Below are 16,900 nucleotides of genomic sequence, written 5' to 3' on the forward strand. Positions count from 1 at the left end.
CCCTTTCACTCGGCTGTCGGACGGGAGGCGTGCCCTCCCGTCCCAGGAGATGACAATGACAGACTCTCGCAACGCTTTTTCCCTGGACGCCTACCTGGCGGATCTGGCCCCCATCATCAACCTCGATTGCGGCACCCGCACCCCGGCCGGGGTGGCGACGGTAGCCGACATCATGACCGAGAAATATGAGGCCATCGGCTGGCAGGTGACCCGCCACCAGTTCGCCGCCGAGTGCGGCCCCTGCCTCGAGGCAACCAATGCGCCGGGGGCGGATCACTACGATGTGATGCTGGTGGGCCACATGGACACCGTCTTCCCCGAGGGGACGGCGGCCAAGCGCCCATTGAAAATCGAAGGCAATCAGGCCTTTGGCCCCGGCGTGTCGGACATGAAGAGCGGCCTGCTCTCCACCTGGTATGCCCTCAAAGGGATGGACCCGGCCGTGTTGGCCAGGCTCAAGGTGCTGGTCTGCTGCAACTGTGATGAGGAGATAGGCTCCCCCTGGTCCAAGGAGTGGCTGGTGGAGAAGGCCAGACAGAGCGGCTGCGTGCTGGTGGCCGAGGCGGCCCGCCCGAACGGGGATCTCATCAGCGCCCGCAAGGGCAATGCCAAGTACCGCATCACCTTCCACGGCAAGGCCTCCCACGCCGGCTCGGCGCTGAGCGAGGGGATCTCCGCCATCACCGAGCTGGCCCACTGGGTGCTCGCCATCAACCAGCAGGTCAACCTCAACACCGGCACCACCATGAACGTGGGGGTGGTGCAGGGGGGGACCGGCGTCAACGTGGTGCCGGACTTTGCCGAGGCGATCGTCGATCTGCGCTTCTGGAGCAATGACGAAGCGGCCGCCGTGCACGAGCGGCTCACCTTCATGGCCAACAACCCCTTCCTCGCCGGTTGCCGGGTCGAGGTGGATCGTCAGAGCTTCAAGCCGGCGATGCGCCCAAGCGGCGACACCGAGGCGTTGATGGCACTGGTGGAGGCGGCAGCGAAAGAGGAGGGGATCACCTTCAACTGGCTGGAGGCCGGTGGCGGCTCGGATGCCAACTTCACCGCCGCGGCGGGCGTGCCGTCGCTGGATGGCTTCGGCCCCATGGGGGGCGGCTTCCACTCGGAGGCTGAGTTCCTGCTGCTGGAGAGCATAGCGCCGCGCATCCGCCTGTTGCAGCGGATGCTGGGCAAGCTGGCAAGATAGGCAGCATGAAGAGCAAAACGGGAGGCCATCGCCTCCCGTTTTTTATCTGTTGTGCCGGTGCAGACCGGTCGAACGGAACTGCGTGCTACTCCTCACCCTCCAGCAGATAGGCGAGCTGCTCCTGACGGGCGACCTGCCAGCGCCCCAGCACCAGCGGCGCCGCAAAACCCGGGCCGTCGGTCACCATGGTGTGGTACTCCCCCTGCTCGCCGCAGGCATCAAAGCCTTGGGTGGCCGCCAGCTGCTGCAACTCGGCGAGGGTGGCTGCATCGAGTGTTCGTGCCACCCACTCGGGGGTCAGGACGCGGGTATCGACGCAGGAGAGGTGGGCGACGATACCGCGGGTCAGCAGATCCGCCAGCAGCGCCTCGCGGGAGAGTTGCCAGAGCGGTGTATGCACGGTGAGACCAAGCGGGCGACAGCGCTCGCGGATCCAGTTAGGCGCGCCGGCCACGCTGTCGATATCGCCGGTGACGACCCCATCCAGTTGCCACTCCTTCTTGAGCTTGGTCAGCGCCCGCTCATAACCGAGATCGAACGGCGCCTCTATGGTGACCAGCCGATGGGGCAGCCCGAGGGCCGCCGCCTGTCGACGCACTTGCGACAGGGGATGGGCCAGAAAGCGGGGCGAGGGAGGTGCAAAGGTCGCCAGTGCCACCACCTGATGACCCGCTTCACGGGCATGGCAGAGCGCCTGCATGGCATCCTTGCCGCCGCTCCAGAGCACGATGACGCGAGACATGGGGGAGATTCCGCAAAGAAAAAGAGGGGTCATGCTACCCAGAGTGCGGGCGGTTGGCAAAGCAGGAAGGTGAGCGAAAAGCACAGGCCCCCGAGCGGGGGCCTGTGGAACGGATTGCGCGGTGCGACCCCGTCAGAGCAGGATGCTGGTCAGGATAAAGCCCAGCGAGCAGGAGGTCACCACCCCGATCAGCCCCGGAATGATGAAGCTGTGGTTGATGATGAACTTGCCGATGCGGGTGGTGCCGGAGCGGTCGAAACCGATACAGGCCAGATCGCTTGGGTAGGTTGGCAGCACGAAGTAGCCGTAGCTCGCCGGCAGGAAGGCGATCAGCAGCTTGGGTTCGACCCCCAGCGCCAGCCCCATGGGGGCGATGGCGGTCAGCGCCGCGGCCTGGCTGTTTACCAGCTTGGAGATGAGGAACAGCACCAGGGCGTAGGTCCAGGGCTGGGCCTGTACCACGTGGGCCAGGGTCTCTTTGAGCAGCGGCATGTGTGCCTGGAAGAAGGTTTCGCTCATCCAGGCGACCCCGAACACGGAGAAGATGGCGACCATGCCCGCCTTGAAGACGGCGCCGTTGGCGATCTCGCCCGGCTTGACCTTGCAGCGCATCAGTATGATGGCGCCGGCGATCAGCATCATCATCTGGATCACCAGGTTCATGGAGAGCGGGCCTGTTTTCTCCTTGATGGTGAAGACCGGACGCAGACCTTCGTTGGCACCCAGCAGTACCACGGCAGCGATGGCGGCGAAGAAGATCCAAGTAGACCAGTAGGCCTCTTTCGGGAACTTGGTATTGAGCAGGGTTTCACCGCCGCCGTAGATGAAGGCGCGCTGCTCCGGATCCTGGATCTTGGCCTGGAACTCCTCGTCCTTGTCCAGATCCTTGCCACGGCGCAGGCTCCAGAGGGCCGCCACGATGACGCCGGTCAGGGAGGAGGGGATGGCGATCATCAGGATGTCGAGCAGACCGTAGGCCTGACCGATGCCGTGACCGGCCGCCAGGATGGAGACCATGGAGACCACGGCCACCGAGACCGGCGAGGCGCAGATGGCCATCTGGGAGGCGACGGAGGCCACTGCCATCGGGCGCTCGGGGCGGATGTTCTTCTGCAGCGCGATGTCGGCGATGATGGGGAACATGGTGTAGACCACGTGGCCGGTGCCGCACAGGAAGGTGAGGGTCCAGGTGGTGAGCGGGGCCAGTATGGTGATGTATTGGGGGTGACGGCGCAGCAGACGCTCGGCCACCTGCATCATCAGGTTGAGACCGCCGGCGGTCTGCAGGGTGGCGGCACAACCGATCACCGCCAGTATGGTCAGCATCACCTGCACCGGCGGTTCGCCTGGTACCAGACCGAACACGAAGGTCAGCAGGAACAGACCGATGCCGCTGATGAGACCCAGCCCCATGCCGCCAAACCGGGTACCCAGCAGCAAGCAGCCGAGTACCACCAAAAATTCCATCAAGATCATTCCATTACCTCGCGTTATTTAATCCATGTAAGTGCTGTGTTGGGCGCATGGACCGGGATTGTCTGTTTTTTATTTAGCCCTAAAGGGTTAGTGGTTATTTTGCCTGCCACAAGGGGGCAAAAATTTGAGGTACTTCAATAACTCATCGCTTTTTGATTTAACGCCATAAAAACCACGTATTAACCCTTTTGTTATTTTATGGATAGCAGGTGGCATCGTATGGAGCTTGAAGGCGGGCAGGGTAGCAGGATAAAAAGGCGAGGGGAGCGGTTTGTTGCAAAAAAAGTGATTAATTGTGGCCAAGACAAGCCGGTGGCAGGGGAGCGGGCAACAAAAAGCCGACCCTGAGGTCGGCTTTGTCGGCAAAGTCCCGTAATCAGAACTCGGCGGTGCGTGGGGTACGCGGGAAGGGGATCACGTCGCGCACGTTGCCCATGCCGGTCACGTAGACCACCAGACGCTCGAAGCCCAGACCAAAGCCGGAGTGCGGCACAGTGCCGTAGCGGCGCAGGTCGCGGTACCACCAGTAGTCTTCCTTGTTCAGGCCCATCTCGGCCAGACGGGCATCCAGCACCTCGAGACGCTCTTCACGCTGGGAGCCGCCGATGATCTCGCCGATACCCGGGGCCAGTACGTCCATGGCGGCAACGGTTTTGCCGTCGTCGTTGAGGCGCATGTAGAAGGCCTTGATGTCTTTCGGGTAGTTCTTCACTACTACCGGTGACTTGAAGTGCTCTTCGGCCAGGTAACGCTCGTGCTCGGAAGAGAGATCGATACCCCAGGAGACCGGGAACTCGAAGCTCTTGCCGCAGTTCTTCAGCACTTCGATGGCGTCTGTGTAGTCAATCTGGGCGAAATCGGAGGCAACGAAGCGCTCCAGACGGCCGATGGCGTCCTTGTCCACGTGCTGGGCGAAGAACTCCAGATCGTCGCGGCGCTCGCTCAGCACGGCGTTGAAGACGTACTTCAGCATGGCTTCGGCCAGCGCGGCGTTGTCTTCCAGATCGGCGAAGGCCACTTCCGGCTCCACCATCCAGAACTCGGCCAGATGGCGGCTGGTGTTGGAGTTTTCGGCGCGGAAGGTCGGCCCGAAGGTGTAGACCTTGGACAGGGCGCAGGCATAGGTCTCGACGTTCAGCTGGCCGGATACGGTCAGGAAGGTCTCCTTGCCGAAGAAGTCCTTGTCGTAGTCCACCTTGCCTTGCGGGGTGCGCGGCAGGTTTTCCAGATCCAGGGTGGAGACGCGGAACATCTCGCCGGCGCCTTCGGTGTCGGAGGCGGTGATGAGCGGAGCCGCGATCCAGAGGTAGCCCTGTTCGTGGAAGAAGCGGTGAATGGCCTGGGAGAGGCAGTTGCGCACCCGGGTCACGGCGCCGACGATGTTGGTGCGGGCACGCAGGTGGCCCTGCTCGCGCAGGTACTCGATGCTGTGGCGCTTGGCGGACATGGGGTAGGTGTCCGGATCTTCGACCCAGCCCACCACCTTGACCTCGGTGGCCTGCAGTTCGAACGCCTGGCCGCTGCCCTGGGACTCGACCACGGTGCCGGTCACTTCGACGGAGCAAGCTGTGGTCAGACGCTGCACTTCATTCTCGTAATTGGCCAGGGTATTGGGGACGACGGCCTGTACCGGATGGAAACAGGAGCCATCGGAAACGGCCAAAAATGAGATCCCCGCCTTGGAATCACGGCGGGTCCGGATCCACCCTTTCACTGTCAGGGTGGTGCCGACCGAATACTTACCGGCCAGCACATCTACTACGGATGCGTGCGTCATCGAAATATTGTCTCCAGCTTGTTCTTGCAGCGCTATTTGCAACACTAGGGGTCTGGCCCGGGCACAGATGGCCCACCATGGCAGACTAAGCCGTTCATCTTACCCGCGCAGGTTTGATAAACAAGCAAAAATGTCGGACTCTGGGGGGGATTTCGGCGCCAATCACTTCATTGGCGGGCCTGCGGAACGGGGGATGGACGTGAAAGAGCGGCGACGGGGGCCGGACGGGCTGACACGGGTGTTGCGGGGGCTGGTGATCCTCTGCTGGGGCGGCTTTATCGTGCTGCTCTCCCTCTACCACTTCGCCCGGCCAGAGGTGGCCTACGGTTTTCTGGTCTATGGCGGGATCAAGGTGCGCCAGAGCTGGGATCCCCAGCTCACCCCCTGGCTGCTGCACGGGCTCTGGGGATGCTGCCTGCTGACCCTGGCGGTGCTGCTGGCAGAGCGTTGGCGCTGCCGGCGGCGGGAGGACACGGGGCGGGTGCACCTGGCTATCTTGCTGCTGATCCTCGTCGCCAGCCTGCTGTTCTACTACCTGGGCTAGTCTGCCGGCCCGGAGCGGTCGCGGCTGGAGGGCGCTTGCCCCGCCCGCGGCTGCTCGCCAGCGGAGCGCTTGCCGAGCTGGCGTTCCACGCTGTCGAGCATCTGGTTGTAGGCGAGCGCCACCCGACCAATCTCGTCCCCCTCATCCCCTTCCAGCCGGTGGCCGAAGTCGTGCAGATCGGTGGCCTCCTCCATGGAGCGGGTCAGCTGGTTGAGGGGGCGGACGATCCAGGTACGGATGACCCAGAGGGTGAGCAGCAGCCCCAGCCCGAAGATGACGGTGAGGCTCAGGGCCGAGGTGAGAATGTTCTGCTCGACCCGGGTAAACAGGGTGTCGAGGGAGTAATCAAAGCGCACCGCTCCCAGCACGGTATTCTCCGGCACCTGGTGGCAGCTGGTGCAATCGGTGCCGCGAAAATCCTTCTTGGCCAGCAGTGGGCGGGTCACCACCAGCTTGCTGTGCATGCCGTCGTGTACCACCTCCAGGCTCCCTTTACCCGCCAGTGCCAGCTCGTCGAACCTGTCCTTGGACTGCTCGTGCTCGCGGCCGGCCCCGTACTGCTTGCTCACCGCCTCGCTGCGCACGATGCGGGCATCCTCCACGTGAGCGTGTTCGAGAAACTTGTCGCGCAGGGTATCGCGGGCTTCCATCTTGCCGGTCAGCATCAGCATGTTGAGCCCATCGAAATAGGCTTCGGTCTGCTCGCGGCTCTGCTCCTTGATGAGGGTCAGAATGAGGTCGCGCTCGCGCACCGCCTGATAGGCCGCGGAAAACACCAGCACCATGGAGAAGATGAACAGCAGGAAGAAGTTGATTTTGGCAGCAATGGAGAGGCGCATGGGAACGGTACATCTGTTGGGTAAAACCCGCGCAGTCTACGCGTCTTGGCTGCCCGGGTCTGGTGTCTTGCTCACATTCTGATGAAAAAGATTCAAAAGACCCTGCCTGAGCGGCAGGGTCTGCGCTGTTGGCTCAGAACTCGCCGCTGTGGATGGCGGCGGCGATGGCGCCGGTCAGCACGGTCAACTGTGCCGGGCTGATGACGAAGGGCGGCATCAGGTAGATGAGCTTGCCAAAGGGGCGGATCCAGGCGCCCAGCTCCACGAACTTGCGCTGGATGCGCGCCACGTCCACCCGCTCCTTCATCTCCACCACCCCGATGGCGCCGAGCACCCGCACGTCGGCCACCGCCGGATGCAGGGTCAGTTCCACCAGCTCGGTGCGCAGCTGATGCTCGATGGCGCGCACCCGCTCAGCCCAAGGCGAGGCCAGCAGCAGTTCGATGGAGGCGTTGGCCACGGCGCAGGCCAGCGGGTTGCCCATAAAGGTCGGCCCATGCATAAAGACGCCAGCCTTCCCATCACACACGGTGCGAGCCACATGTTCGGTAGTGAGTGTGGCCGACAGCGTCAGGTAGCCGCCGGTAAGCGCCTTGCCCAGACACATGATGTCGGGGCTGATGCCGGCCCAGTCGCAGGCAAACAGCTGGCCGGTGCGGCCAAAGCCGGTGGCTATCTCGTCGGCAATCAAGAGCACGCCGAACTCGTCGCACAGGGCGCGCACCCACTGCAGGTAGCGGGGGTGGTAGAAGCGCATACCGCCGGCGCCCTGCACTATGGGTTCGAGCACGATGGCGGCGATCTCCTCGTGATGGTCCGCCATCAGGGTGGCCAGCTCCACCACGCAACGCTCGTCCCACTCGGCGTGGAAACGGCAGCTGGGGGCCTCCACGAAATGGTGCTCGGGCAGGAAGCCCTTGTAGAGCTCGTGCATCCCGCCATCCGGGTCGCACACGCTCATGGCGCCGAAGGTGTCGCCGTGATAACCACCGCGCAGAGCAACGAACTTGGCGCGAGGCGTCCCCTTGGCGTGCCAGTACTGCTGGGCCATCTTGAGCGCCACCTCCACCGCCACCGAGCCTGAATCCGCCAGAAACACCCGATCCAGCCCCTTTGGAGTGATCGCCACCAGCTTGCGGCACAGATCGACGGCGGGGGCGTGGGTGAGGCCGCCAAACATCACGTGGGACATCTTGCCGAGCTGGGCGGTGGCAGCCGCGTCCAGTTCCGGCACCTGATAACCGTGCACGCAAGCCCACCAGGAGCTCATGCCATCCACCAGCTCGCGGCCGTCGCTGAGGGTGAGGGTTACCCCCTTGGCACTGGCCACTTCATAGCAGGGCAGAGGATGGGTGAGGGAGGTATAGGGGTGCCACACATGGTGTAAATCGAATTCTTGGTTGGTCATTTGTTGTTCTGTTGTCAATTGGTTTGATCTGGTCGGTGTTGACAGTCTACGCGCGCTCTCTACACTAGCCAACAATTTCAGCCACTTGGCCCTGCGCGCATCTCTGTTCGCCCGGGCCAGGTGGCGGGTTTTGCGCTTCTCTCTTGCAAGGACCTTTTGCAAAGAGGTCTTGCAAGCAAGGCGGCGCAGGATCCCACCAATAACAACCGGAAGCCATGTATGAATGCTCTCACCGCGGGCGGTCACGCCCTTCGTCACGACTGGACCCTCGCCGAGGTTCAGGCCCTGTTTGCCCTGCCATTCAACGATCTGCTGTTCCAGGCCCAGACTGTGCACCGTACCCATTTCGATCCGAACGAGGTGCAGGTGAGCACCCTGCTCTCCATCAAGACCGGTGCCTGCCCGGAGGATTGCAAGTACTGTCCCCAGAGCGCCCGTTATCACACCGGCCTTGAGGCCGAGCGGCTGATGGAGGTGGAGAAGGTGCTGGAGCGGGCCCGCGAAGCCAAGGCCAACGGCTCGTCCCGCTTCTGCATGGGGGCCGCCTGGCGCAACCCCAAAGAGAAGGACATGCCCTATATCCTGCGGATGATCGAGGAGGTACGCGGGCTCGGCATGGAGACCTGCATGACGCTGGGGATGCTCACCGCCGATCAGGCGGCGCGTCTCGGCGCCGCCGGCCTTGACTACTACAACCACAACCTCGACACCTCGCCTGAGTTTTACGGCGACATCATCACCACCCGCACCTATCAGGACAGGCTCGACACCCTGGAGCATGTGCGCGGCGCCGGCATGAAGGTCTGCTCCGGCGGCATCGTCGGCATGGGGGAACAGGCGAAAGACCGTGCGGGCCTCCTGATGGCGCTTGCCAACCTGCCGCGCCACCCGGAGAGCGTACCCATCAACATGCTGGTCAAGGTGAAGGGAACGCCGCTGGAGAACCAGGAGAACCTGGATCCGTTCGAATTTATCCGCACCATCGCCGTGGCACGTATCATGATGCCGGCCTCCCACGTGCGCCTCTCCGCCGGGCGGGAGAAGATGAACGAGCAGATGCAGGCCATGTGCTTTATGGCGGGGGCCAACTCCATCTTCTACGGCTGCAAGCTGCTGACCACCCCCAACCCGGACGAAAACAGCGACATGCAGCTGTTCAAGCGCCTCGGCATTCGCCCCGCCCAGCGGGCCCAGAAGCCGGATCAGGTTCAAGAAGAGGAGCTGCTGGCCGAGGTGAGCCGCCAGAGCGAGCCCACCGAGATGTTTTATGACGCCACCCGCCCCCGTGCCGGGGCCGCGCGGTCATGACGGGCCCCGCAGTCACGGGCCCCTTCGGGTTGAGCGCAGCGCTGGCCGAGCGCGAGCAGGCGGGCCTGCTGCGCAATCGCGTCGCCACCGACGGCGCGAGTGGCGGGCGCCTCAAGGTTGGGGGGGGCGATTACCTCAACTTTTCCGCCAACGACTATCTGGGGCTGGCTGATCACCCCGCCATCAAGGTCGCCTTCCAGGAGGGCATCGAGCGCTATGGTGCGGGCGCCGGTGCCTCGCCTCTGGTGACCGGTTACAGCCGGGCCCACCAGCAGCTGGAAGAGACGCTGGCCGAGTGGCTCGGACTGGAGGCGGTGCTGCTGTTCAACTGCGGCTTCTCCGCCAATCAGGCGGTGCTCAAGGCCCTGCTCGGCAAGGAGCATCTGCTGTGGCAGGACAAACTCAACCACGCCTCCCTGCAGGAGATGGGCAGTCAGCTGCCCTGCAAGATGAAGCGCTTCTGTCACAACGACATGGCGGCCCTTGAGCGTCAGCTTGAACCAAACCGGGGGCTTATCGTCTCGGAGGGGGTGTTCAGCATGGACGGGGATCAGGGCCCCTGGCGCGAGCTTAGCCAACTGGCCGCCCAGAGCGGCAACTGGCTGATGATCGACGATGCCCACGGCCTCGGTGTGCTGGGGCCGCAAGGGCGCGGCACCCTGGCGGCCCAGGGGGTGAACCCGGCCGGCGTGCACATCCAGATGGGCACCTTTGGCAAGGCGCTCGGGGTGGCCGGCGCCTTTGTGGGCGGCAGTCGCGAGCTGGTGGCGTATCTGGTCAACTTCGCCCGCCACTACGTCTACAGCACCCATATGCCGGCGGCCCAGGCCTGCGCCGTACGCCAGAGCATCGCACTGGTGCGTGCCGCCGACGAGGCCCGTGCCCATCTTGGTGAACTCATCACCCGTTTCCGACAAGGGGCACAGGCGCTGGGTTGGCAGCTGGGTGACAGCAATACCCCCATCCAGCCGCTGCTGGTGGGGGAGAGCAGTGCTGCCCTGCAACTGGCCGAGCGGCTGCGGGGGCGCGGCGTCTGGGTGAGTGCCATCCGTCCGCCCACGGTACCGGTTGGCACGGCGCGCCTTCGCATCACCTTGAGCGCCGCGCACCGCGCTGAGGACGTGGATCGGCTGCTCGATGCCCTCGGTCCCTGCCAGGCCATCGACGAGAGAGGAGGCGCCCATGCTCCATGAGCGTTTTCAGGCGGTGGACAAGGCCCAGCTTGCCCGCCGTTTCGGCGCGGCGGCCCGTCACTACGATGCCCACGCCAGCTTCCAGCAGGAGGTGGGGCAGGCGCTGCTGGTGCGGATGAGCGCGGCGGGTATGCATGAGGGGGGGGGCGTCTGCGGCCTGGATCTCGGCTGCGGCACCGGCTTCTTTCTGCCGGCTCTGGCCGGGCTTTGCTGTGAGTTGACCGGGCTGGATCTCGCCCCCGGCATGCTGGCCCAGGCGGCCCTTCGCGGCAGCGGCGCCCGCCTGCTGTGCGGCGATGCCGAGCAATTGCCCTTTGCCGACGAGACGTTTGACTGGGTCTTCTCCAGCCTGGCCTTGCAGTGGTGCGAGCGACCGGCCCAGGCCTTTGCCGAGCTGCACCGGGTGCTCAAACCCGGCGGCCGGCTGCTGTTCTCGACTCTCTTGGCCGAGTCGCTCTGGCAACTGCGTGAGGCCTGGCGCACGGTTGACGAGTGTGATCATGTCAATCGCTTCCTCAGCCTGCCACAATTGCAGCATGCCATCGCCGCCGGCGGTTTTGTCGCCCCTGCGCTGGAGAGCCTGACCTGGTCGCTCGGCTACCCCGAGCTCAACGGCTTGCTGCGCGATCTCAAGGGGATCGGCGCCAGCCAGGTCAATGACGAGCGTCATACCGGCCTTGGCAGCCGTCAGCGCTTGTTGCGTCTGAGCCAGGCCTATGAGGCCCATCGTCAGCCGGACGGTCTGCTGGCCGCCAGTTATCAGGTTTGCCTCGGCCAGCTGATCCGCCGTTAACCGGCGGTCTTGGCCGAGAGAATTGAGCTGCGGTGCCCCGCCATATCGAGCCCGGGCACCTGCGCCCTATTGAGGAGTCATCATGGTCAAATCCTTCTTCGTCACCGGCACCGATACCGATGTGGGCAAGACGCTGGTCGCCCGCACCCTGCTGCTGGAGTTCGCCGCGCACGGCATCCGCTGCGCCGGTTACAAGCCTGTCTCCGCCGGCTGTGCCCGCACCCCGGAGGGACTGCGCAATCTGGACGCTGTGCTGTTGCAGGAGGCGGCGAGCCTGCCGCTGCCCTACGATCTGGTCAACCCCTACGCCTACGAGCCGCCCATCGCGCCCCATATCGCCGCCAGCGAAGCGCGCGACGCCATCACCCTGAAGGGGTTGTCGGACGGGCTGCGCCAGATTGAACAGGCGGGGGCCGAGCTGGTGGTGGTGGAGGGGGCGGGGGGCTGGTTCCTGCCACTCGATCGCAAGCACCTGCTGTCGGACTGGGTCAAGCAGGAGAACATGCCGGTCATTATGGTGGTGGGGGCCAAACTGGGCTGTCTCAACCATGCCCTGCTCACCTTCGCCGCCATTCGCAACAACAACCTGCCGGTGGCGGGCTGGGTCATCAACCGGCTGCACGGCTCCATGAGCCACTATCAGGAAAATCTGGACACCCTGCGGGGCTTGCTGCCGGCCCCGTTTTTAGGTGAAATACCCTTTGTAAACAATCCGCTCGAGGCTGATCTGCGCGGGCGACTCGACATTTCGCCCCTGCTCTGAATCCGACATTCAGCGAACATTCATAGAAACTGTCTATTATGCGTGACAGGTGTGGCCCGGCCGGCAGCGAACTGGTGACGGGCCACGCATCCATATCTCACAAGGAGTCAATATGAAGCGAATTATGCTATTCCTGGTGACCAACCTGGCCGTCATGCTGGTGCTGGGGGTGGTACTCAATATCCTGTTCTCGGTTCTGGGGATCAACAAGTCCAGCATTTCCGGTCTGTTGGTGTTCTGTGCCGTGTTCGGTTTTGGGGGTTCCTTTATCTCCTTGCTGATGTCCAAGTGGATGGCCAAGCGCAGCTATGGCGTCCAGGTCATCGAGCAACCCCGCAACGAGACCGAGCACTGGCTGGTGAGCACCGTGGCCCGTCAGGCCCGTGAAGCGGGCATCAAGATGCCGGAAGTGGGGATCTACGACTCCCCCGAGATGAACGCCTTCGCCACCGGCGCCCGCCGCGACGACTCCCTCGTCGCCGTCTCCTCCGGCCTGCTCTACAGCATGAGCCGTGACGAGGCGGAAGCCGTGCTGGCCCACGAGGTGAGCCACGTGGCCAACGGCGACATGGTGACCCTGACCCTGATCCAGGGGGTGGTGAACACCTTCGTGATGTTCTTCGCCCGCATCGTGGCTGGCGTCATCAGCAACTTCTTCAGCTCCAACAACGAGGAAGAGAGCAGCAGCACCGGCGGTTTTGCCTACATGATCACCGTGTTCGTGCTGGAGATGGTGTTCGGCGTGCTGGCCTCCATCATCGTCATGTGGTTCAGCCGTCAGCGTGAATTCCGCGCCGACGCCGGCGCCGCCAAGCTGGCCGGTCGCGACAAGATGATCGCCGCCCTCGAGCGCCTCTCCCGCGGTGCCGAGCCGCAGCTGGAAGGCTCCATGATGGCGTTCGGCATCAACGGCAAGCGCTCCATGAGCGAGCTGTTCATGAGCCACCCGCCCATCGAGCAGCGCATCGCCGCCCTGCGCGGTTAAGCGAAAGTGCCAATGAAAACGGCTGCCCTCGGGCAGCCGTTTTGCTTTGTGCGCTTTGCGCTACAGCTTGAAGTGGGCCATCTCCTGGCGCAACAGCCGTGACAGCTGCTTGAGCTTGGCCGCCTCCTGCGAGACGTGGCGGGCGGCATCCCCCGACTGCTCGGAGAGGGAGGTGATGTTACCGACGGTGGAGACCACCTCGTTGGCGGCAGTGGACTGCTCGCGCAGGGTGTGGCTGATCTCCCCCATCAGGCCGGTCAGGTTGGAGGCGTGATCCTGGATGCTGGCGATGGCCGCGCCGGTCTGGCTGGCCAGGCTCACCCCGCGGGAGACGTTGTTGACCGTGTTCTCCATGCTGCGGATGGAGGCGTCCGCCCCGCTCTGAATTTTGCCGATCATGCCGGTGATCTGCTGGGTGGAGGCGGCCGATCGGCTGGCGAGGTTGCGCACCTCGTCGGCCACCACCGCAAAGCCGCGCCCCTGCTCGCCGGCCCGGGCTGCCTCGATGGCGGCGTTGAGGGCCAGCAGGTTGGTCTGATCGGCGATGCCGCGGATCACCTCGATGATCTCCGAGATCTGCTGGGTGTGGCTGTTGAGATCCGCGATGCTGCTGGCGGCGTTGGAGACGGTGTCCGAGATGCTCTGGATGCTGTCGAGGGTCTGCTTGATGACCCCGGAGCCCTCTTCCAGGGTGTTGGCGGAGATCTTGCTCAGCTCGTCGGCATGGGTGGCGTTGTCCGAGAGGTGGCTGATGCTCACCACCAGCTCCTCGATGGCGGCCGCCATGGTCTGGGTACTGGTCTGCTGGGAGGTGGCGAACTGGGCGGTCTGCTCCGCTATCTGGGCGATGCTGTCGGCCGAGCCTGAGAGCTCTTCGCTGGAGTGGGAGACCTGGGCGATGATCCCCTTGAGGGTGCTCTGCATGGTGGCGAGCAGGCCGATCAGGCTCTCCTTGGCGCCGGCCGGCACCTTGATGGGCTGGGAGAAGTCCCCCTCGGCCAGGTGGTTGAGATCGCTTCTGAGCTGATCGACCGAGGTGCCGACCAGGTCAATCAGCGCCTTGTAGGTGCGCCAGAGGAAGAACATCAACACCAAGCCGAGCGCGATGAACAGGTAGCGCAGCATGGCGGACTGGCTGGTGGCGTCATCCACCGCCTGCTGGGTGCGGGTCTCCATCATGACGTAGAAGTCGTCGATGGGGGACATGATGCGCCCCTTGTTCTGGTGATAGGCCTTGTCATGCATCATGGCGATGGCCTTCTGCTGGTTGGCGGCCAGATCGCCATCGGTCTGCTGCACCAGCTTGAAGGCGGCCACCTCGGTGTTGACCAGGGCATCCGAGTTGTTCTTGGCCTCGTTGAGTTTGGCCAGCTCGCCCTCGGTAAAGCCGGCATCCTTCATGAGATCGATGAGGCCGCGACGCACCTGGCTGTCGGGCCGCGGGTTCTGGCCGTTGGCGGCGACGAAGTCCCAATAGATGCGGTTGTAGCCCTGCGGCCGGTTCTGTTCCCCGTTGCGAATGGCCAGGATCCGCATGTACTGCTGTTCGTAGGCGGGATCCTTGGTGATCACGTAGGTGCGGCCGAGGCGGGTCAGATCGTCGGAGGATTGCCGCAGTTCATCGGCCAGCAGATAGGATTGGTAACGTTGCTGATAGCTCTGTTCCATCTGTTTTCCCGACCAGCTGTAGGCGAAAAACACCAGCGACAGCAGGATCAGGGTGATGACTGAGAGCAGCAGATTGAGCTGAAAGGCGGGTCTGTTCTGTTCCATGGTTTGAGCGTCCTTATTCTCACCGATAACCCCCTTTGTCACGCGGCGAAGGCCGGTACTTCTGTGGGGTTTTATTGTTGTTGCAGTGAGTATAGGAGCGCTCTTCGCCAAGGCTGCGGCGGGTCGGCGAAAAGGTGCGAGAAAGGAGGCGCGAAGGCAAAGGAGGGGAAAAGCGCGGTCGGGAGCATGCTCCCGGCCGGCGGTATTATTGTGTCTCGATCACCTTATTTGATGACGATGTCGGTGAGGGGGACGGCGCAGCAGGTGAGGATCTTGCCCGCGGCCCGCTCGGCGGCGGTGATGGCCGGGGCATCGGGGTGATCCACTTCACCCGAGACCAGGGTCTGCTTGCAGCTGCCGCAGATGCCGGCGCGGCAGCTCCAGGGCAGCTCCACCCCCTGCTTGTGGGCCTGATCCAGCACGGTGCCCTGATTGTTGCCGGCAAACGCCTGCTCGCCGATGCGCAGCTGCACCGCCTGATGGGGGCGGGAGAGGGAGAGGATGGCGCCGCCAAAGCTCTCCTGGCGGATCCGCCCGGCCGGCACGCCAAGGGCGGCCAGTCTGGTGGCCGCATCGGCCATAAAGCCGTGGGGGCCGCAGATAAACACTTCCCGCTGTTGCAACCCTTTGATCTGTTTGAGGTGAACCTCGTCCAGCCGCCCCTTGAGCCCCTGCCAGTGCGTATCAGGCTGGCTCAGGATCAGGGTGAGGGTCATCCCCTGCTGCGCCAGGGTGTGCAGCTCGCCGGCGGCGGGAATGTCCGCCTCACTGCGGCACAGGTGCATGAAGTGCACGTCGCCGAGTTCACCGCGCAAGCCTAAGGTGCGGGCAATGGAGAGCATGGGAGTGACCCCCGAGCCGGCCGAGAGCAGCAAGAGATTGCGATCCCGGCCCAGATGAAATTCGCCGGCTGGGTTGGCGGCCAGCAGACGGTCACCCGGTTGCAGCTGCTGGTGCAGCCAGTGGGAGATGCGGCCGCCCCCCACCTTCTTGACGCTGATGCTGTAACGCTCCGGCTGCTCCGGGGTGGAGCTCAGGGTATAGCGGCGCTGCAGGCGCTCGCGCCGCAGACCCAGGCCAATGTCCAGGCTGATGGGCAGGTGCTGGCCAGGCAGATAGTCGGGCAGGGGCTCGCCATCGGCCGCCTCGAACCAGAAGGTCTCCAGATCCCGCGCCAGCGGCTCGCGGGCCACGCACACCAGCTCCCTTTTTTTCGGGGCCGCGTTGGGGTAGACAGGTGCGCGGGCGCGCTCCAGCACCTCTATCTCGCTGCCCGCCTCAATCCAGCCCTCGTTGAGGGCCACCAGGTTCTGACCGAAGTAGACCTCGCCATCCTCGCCGCGCCGGTAGCGGGTGAGGGTGGCCAGCGGTTCTTTCAGGGCATTGAAGCGATCCGTGCCCGGCTCCACCGTGGTCATGATGCAGCGGCTGCAGGGCTTGGCGACCAAGAACTCCACCTCGCCGATGCGGATCCGCTTCCAGCCGTCCTCCTCGAAGGGGAGGGTGCCGCTCGCTACCAGGTTGGTGCGAAACTGGCTCATCTGGTGCAGTGCATCGGATCTCAGGTTGAGATCTTCCAAAGAGGCCTGGCTTATCAGCAGCAGGGGGTAACCGTCGGCAAAGCTGACCCGGGTGCCGGTCTTCTCCCGAAAGCGGGCGGACTCTTCGCCAAGCCAGAGCAGCTGCACCGGCTCCCCCGCCACCTTGCTCAGCCACGCATCGGCCTGGGTGTGGGTGTGCAGGGCGTTGAAGCTGTCTTTCCAGACGCCGGTGGCCCGGGGCGCGCGGCTGAACTCGGTCTCTTGCAGGGTGAGCGGCTCGAAGCCCGGATAGCGCAGCTGCAGGCCGCCCTCGATGGGGGTGGCCACCACCTGCTGCAGCTGGGGATGGGTGCGGGCGGTGATGAAGCTGCCGTCCGGTTTGACCACCATGTAGCGGCGATCCCCCTGCAGTCCCTCTTCGGTGACCAGGGCGCGGGTCAGTGGCATGCCTGCCGTCGACTTGATGGGGTAGAGATGAATGCTGGCGAGTGTGGGCATGGCCGGGTCCTTGTGCGATGGCGGTTCCAGTGCAGGAGAGAAGCGGGCGAGCCCCGTTCCGTGCA

At 64.1% G+C, this 16,900-nt stretch carries 14 protein-coding genes; 7 read left to right on the top strand and 7 right to left on the bottom strand.

What is annotated here, in order from left to right; genetic code table 11:
* Positions 1-55 precede the first annotated feature (55 nt).
* Positions 56-1,195, top strand: coding sequence for a M20 family metallopeptidase (locus tag I6L33_RS12055; RefSeq protein ID WP_216972586.1), 1,140 nt, complete (start codon positions 56-58; stop codon positions 1,193-1,195).
* Between the two features lie 85 nt (positions 1,196-1,280).
* Here the strand turns inward: I6L33_RS12055 and I6L33_RS12060 are convergent, their stop codons facing one another.
* The 3 genes from I6L33_RS12060 to asnS all read right to left on the bottom strand — a co-directional run bounded on the left by I6L33_RS12060 (position 1,281) and on the right by asnS (position 5,190).
* Positions 1,281-1,937 carry an adenine nucleotide alpha hydrolase gene (locus I6L33_RS12060; RefSeq protein ID WP_216972587.1) on the bottom strand — a complete coding sequence of 219 codons (657 nt, stop codon included), beginning with the start codon at positions 1,935-1,937 and terminating at the stop codon, positions 1,281-1,283.
* Between the two features lie 132 nt (positions 1,938-2,069).
* Entirely contained in the window at positions 2,070-3,413 is a 1,344-nt protein-coding gene (locus I6L33_RS12065) for an anaerobic C4-dicarboxylate transporter (protein ID WP_017786075.1), read from the bottom strand.
* A 376-nt stretch (positions 3,414-3,789) separates the two neighbouring features.
* Positions 3,790-5,190 (bottom strand): asparagine--tRNA ligase, encoded by a 1,401-nt coding sequence (gene asnS, locus I6L33_RS12070; RefSeq protein WP_005299016.1) that lies wholly within the window; start codon positions 5,188-5,190, stop codon positions 3,790-3,792.
* A 193-nt stretch (positions 5,191-5,383) separates the two neighbouring features.
* On the opposite strand from asnS, the gene I6L33_RS12075 reads away from it, so the two are divergent.
* Positions 5,384-5,734 carry a hypothetical protein gene (locus tag I6L33_RS12075; RefSeq protein ID WP_010634517.1) on the top strand — a complete coding sequence of 117 codons (351 nt, stop codon included), beginning with the start codon at positions 5,384-5,386 and terminating at the stop codon, positions 5,732-5,734.
* Here the strand turns inward: I6L33_RS12075 and I6L33_RS12080 are convergent.
* The gene (locus tag I6L33_RS12080) at positions 5,731-6,573 is read right to left on the bottom strand and encodes a HAMP domain-containing protein (RefSeq protein WP_123245845.1); all 843 of its coding nucleotides are present in this window, start codon (positions 6,571-6,573) and stop codon (positions 5,731-5,733) included. The two genes, I6L33_RS12075 and I6L33_RS12080, sit on opposite strands and share 4 nt — an antisense overlap.
* A 133-nt stretch (positions 6,574-6,706) precedes the next feature.
* On the bottom strand, positions 6,707-7,981 hold the full coding sequence (bioA, locus tag I6L33_RS12085; RefSeq protein WP_201988467.1) for an adenosylmethionine--8-amino-7-oxononanoate transaminase: 1,275 nt from the start codon (positions 7,979-7,981) through the stop codon (positions 6,707-6,709).
* 219 nt (positions 7,982-8,200) lie between these two features.
* On the opposite strand from bioA, the gene bioB reads away from it, so the two are divergent.
* From bioB to htpX, 5 genes are all read left to right on the top strand, one after another.
* Positions 8,201-9,289: a biotin synthase BioB gene (gene bioB, locus I6L33_RS12090; RefSeq protein WP_017783432.1), complete on the top strand. Its 1,089-nt coding sequence runs from the start codon at positions 8,201-8,203 to the stop codon at positions 9,287-9,289.
* On the top strand, positions 9,286-10,482 hold the full coding sequence (bioF, locus tag I6L33_RS12095; protein ID WP_216972588.1) for an 8-amino-7-oxononanoate synthase: 1,197 nt from the start codon (positions 9,286-9,288) through the stop codon (positions 10,480-10,482). Before bioB ends, bioF begins: the two co-directional genes overlap by 4 nt.
* On the top strand, positions 10,472-11,275 hold the full coding sequence (bioC, locus tag I6L33_RS12100) for a malonyl-ACP O-methyltransferase BioC (protein ID WP_216972589.1): 804 nt from the start codon (positions 10,472-10,474) through the stop codon (positions 11,273-11,275). Before bioF ends, bioC begins: the two co-directional genes overlap by 11 nt.
* 82 nt (positions 11,276-11,357) lie before the next feature.
* Positions 11,358-12,038 carry a dethiobiotin synthase gene (gene bioD / locus I6L33_RS12105; protein WP_005299037.1) on the top strand — a complete coding sequence of 227 codons (681 nt, stop codon included), beginning with the start codon at positions 11,358-11,360 and terminating at the stop codon, positions 12,036-12,038.
* A gap of 112 nt (positions 12,039-12,150) precedes the next feature.
* Positions 12,151-13,023, top strand: a complete 873-nt coding sequence (gene htpX / locus I6L33_RS12110; protein WP_010634511.1) for a protease HtpX — start codon at positions 12,151-12,153, stop codon at positions 13,021-13,023.
* Positions 13,024-13,083: 60 nt separating this feature from the next.
* Here the strand turns inward: htpX and I6L33_RS12115 are convergent, their stop codons facing one another.
* A complete protein-coding gene (locus tag I6L33_RS12115; protein WP_017766177.1) occupies positions 13,084-14,796 on the bottom strand; it encodes a methyl-accepting chemotaxis protein in 1,713 nt (570 codons plus the stop codon).
* Positions 14,797-15,020: 224 nt separating this feature from the next.
* Positions 15,021-16,835, bottom strand: coding sequence for an MOSC N-terminal beta barrel domain-containing protein (locus I6L33_RS12120; protein ID WP_216972590.1), 1,815 nt, complete (start codon positions 16,833-16,835; stop codon positions 15,021-15,023).
* Between the last annotated feature and the right edge of the window lie 65 nt (positions 16,836-16,900).

The organism is Aeromonas sp. FDAARGOS 1403 (assembly GCF_019047325.1).
Classification (GTDB): Bacteria; Pseudomonadota; Gammaproteobacteria; order Enterobacterales; family Aeromonadaceae; genus Aeromonas; species Aeromonas dhakensis.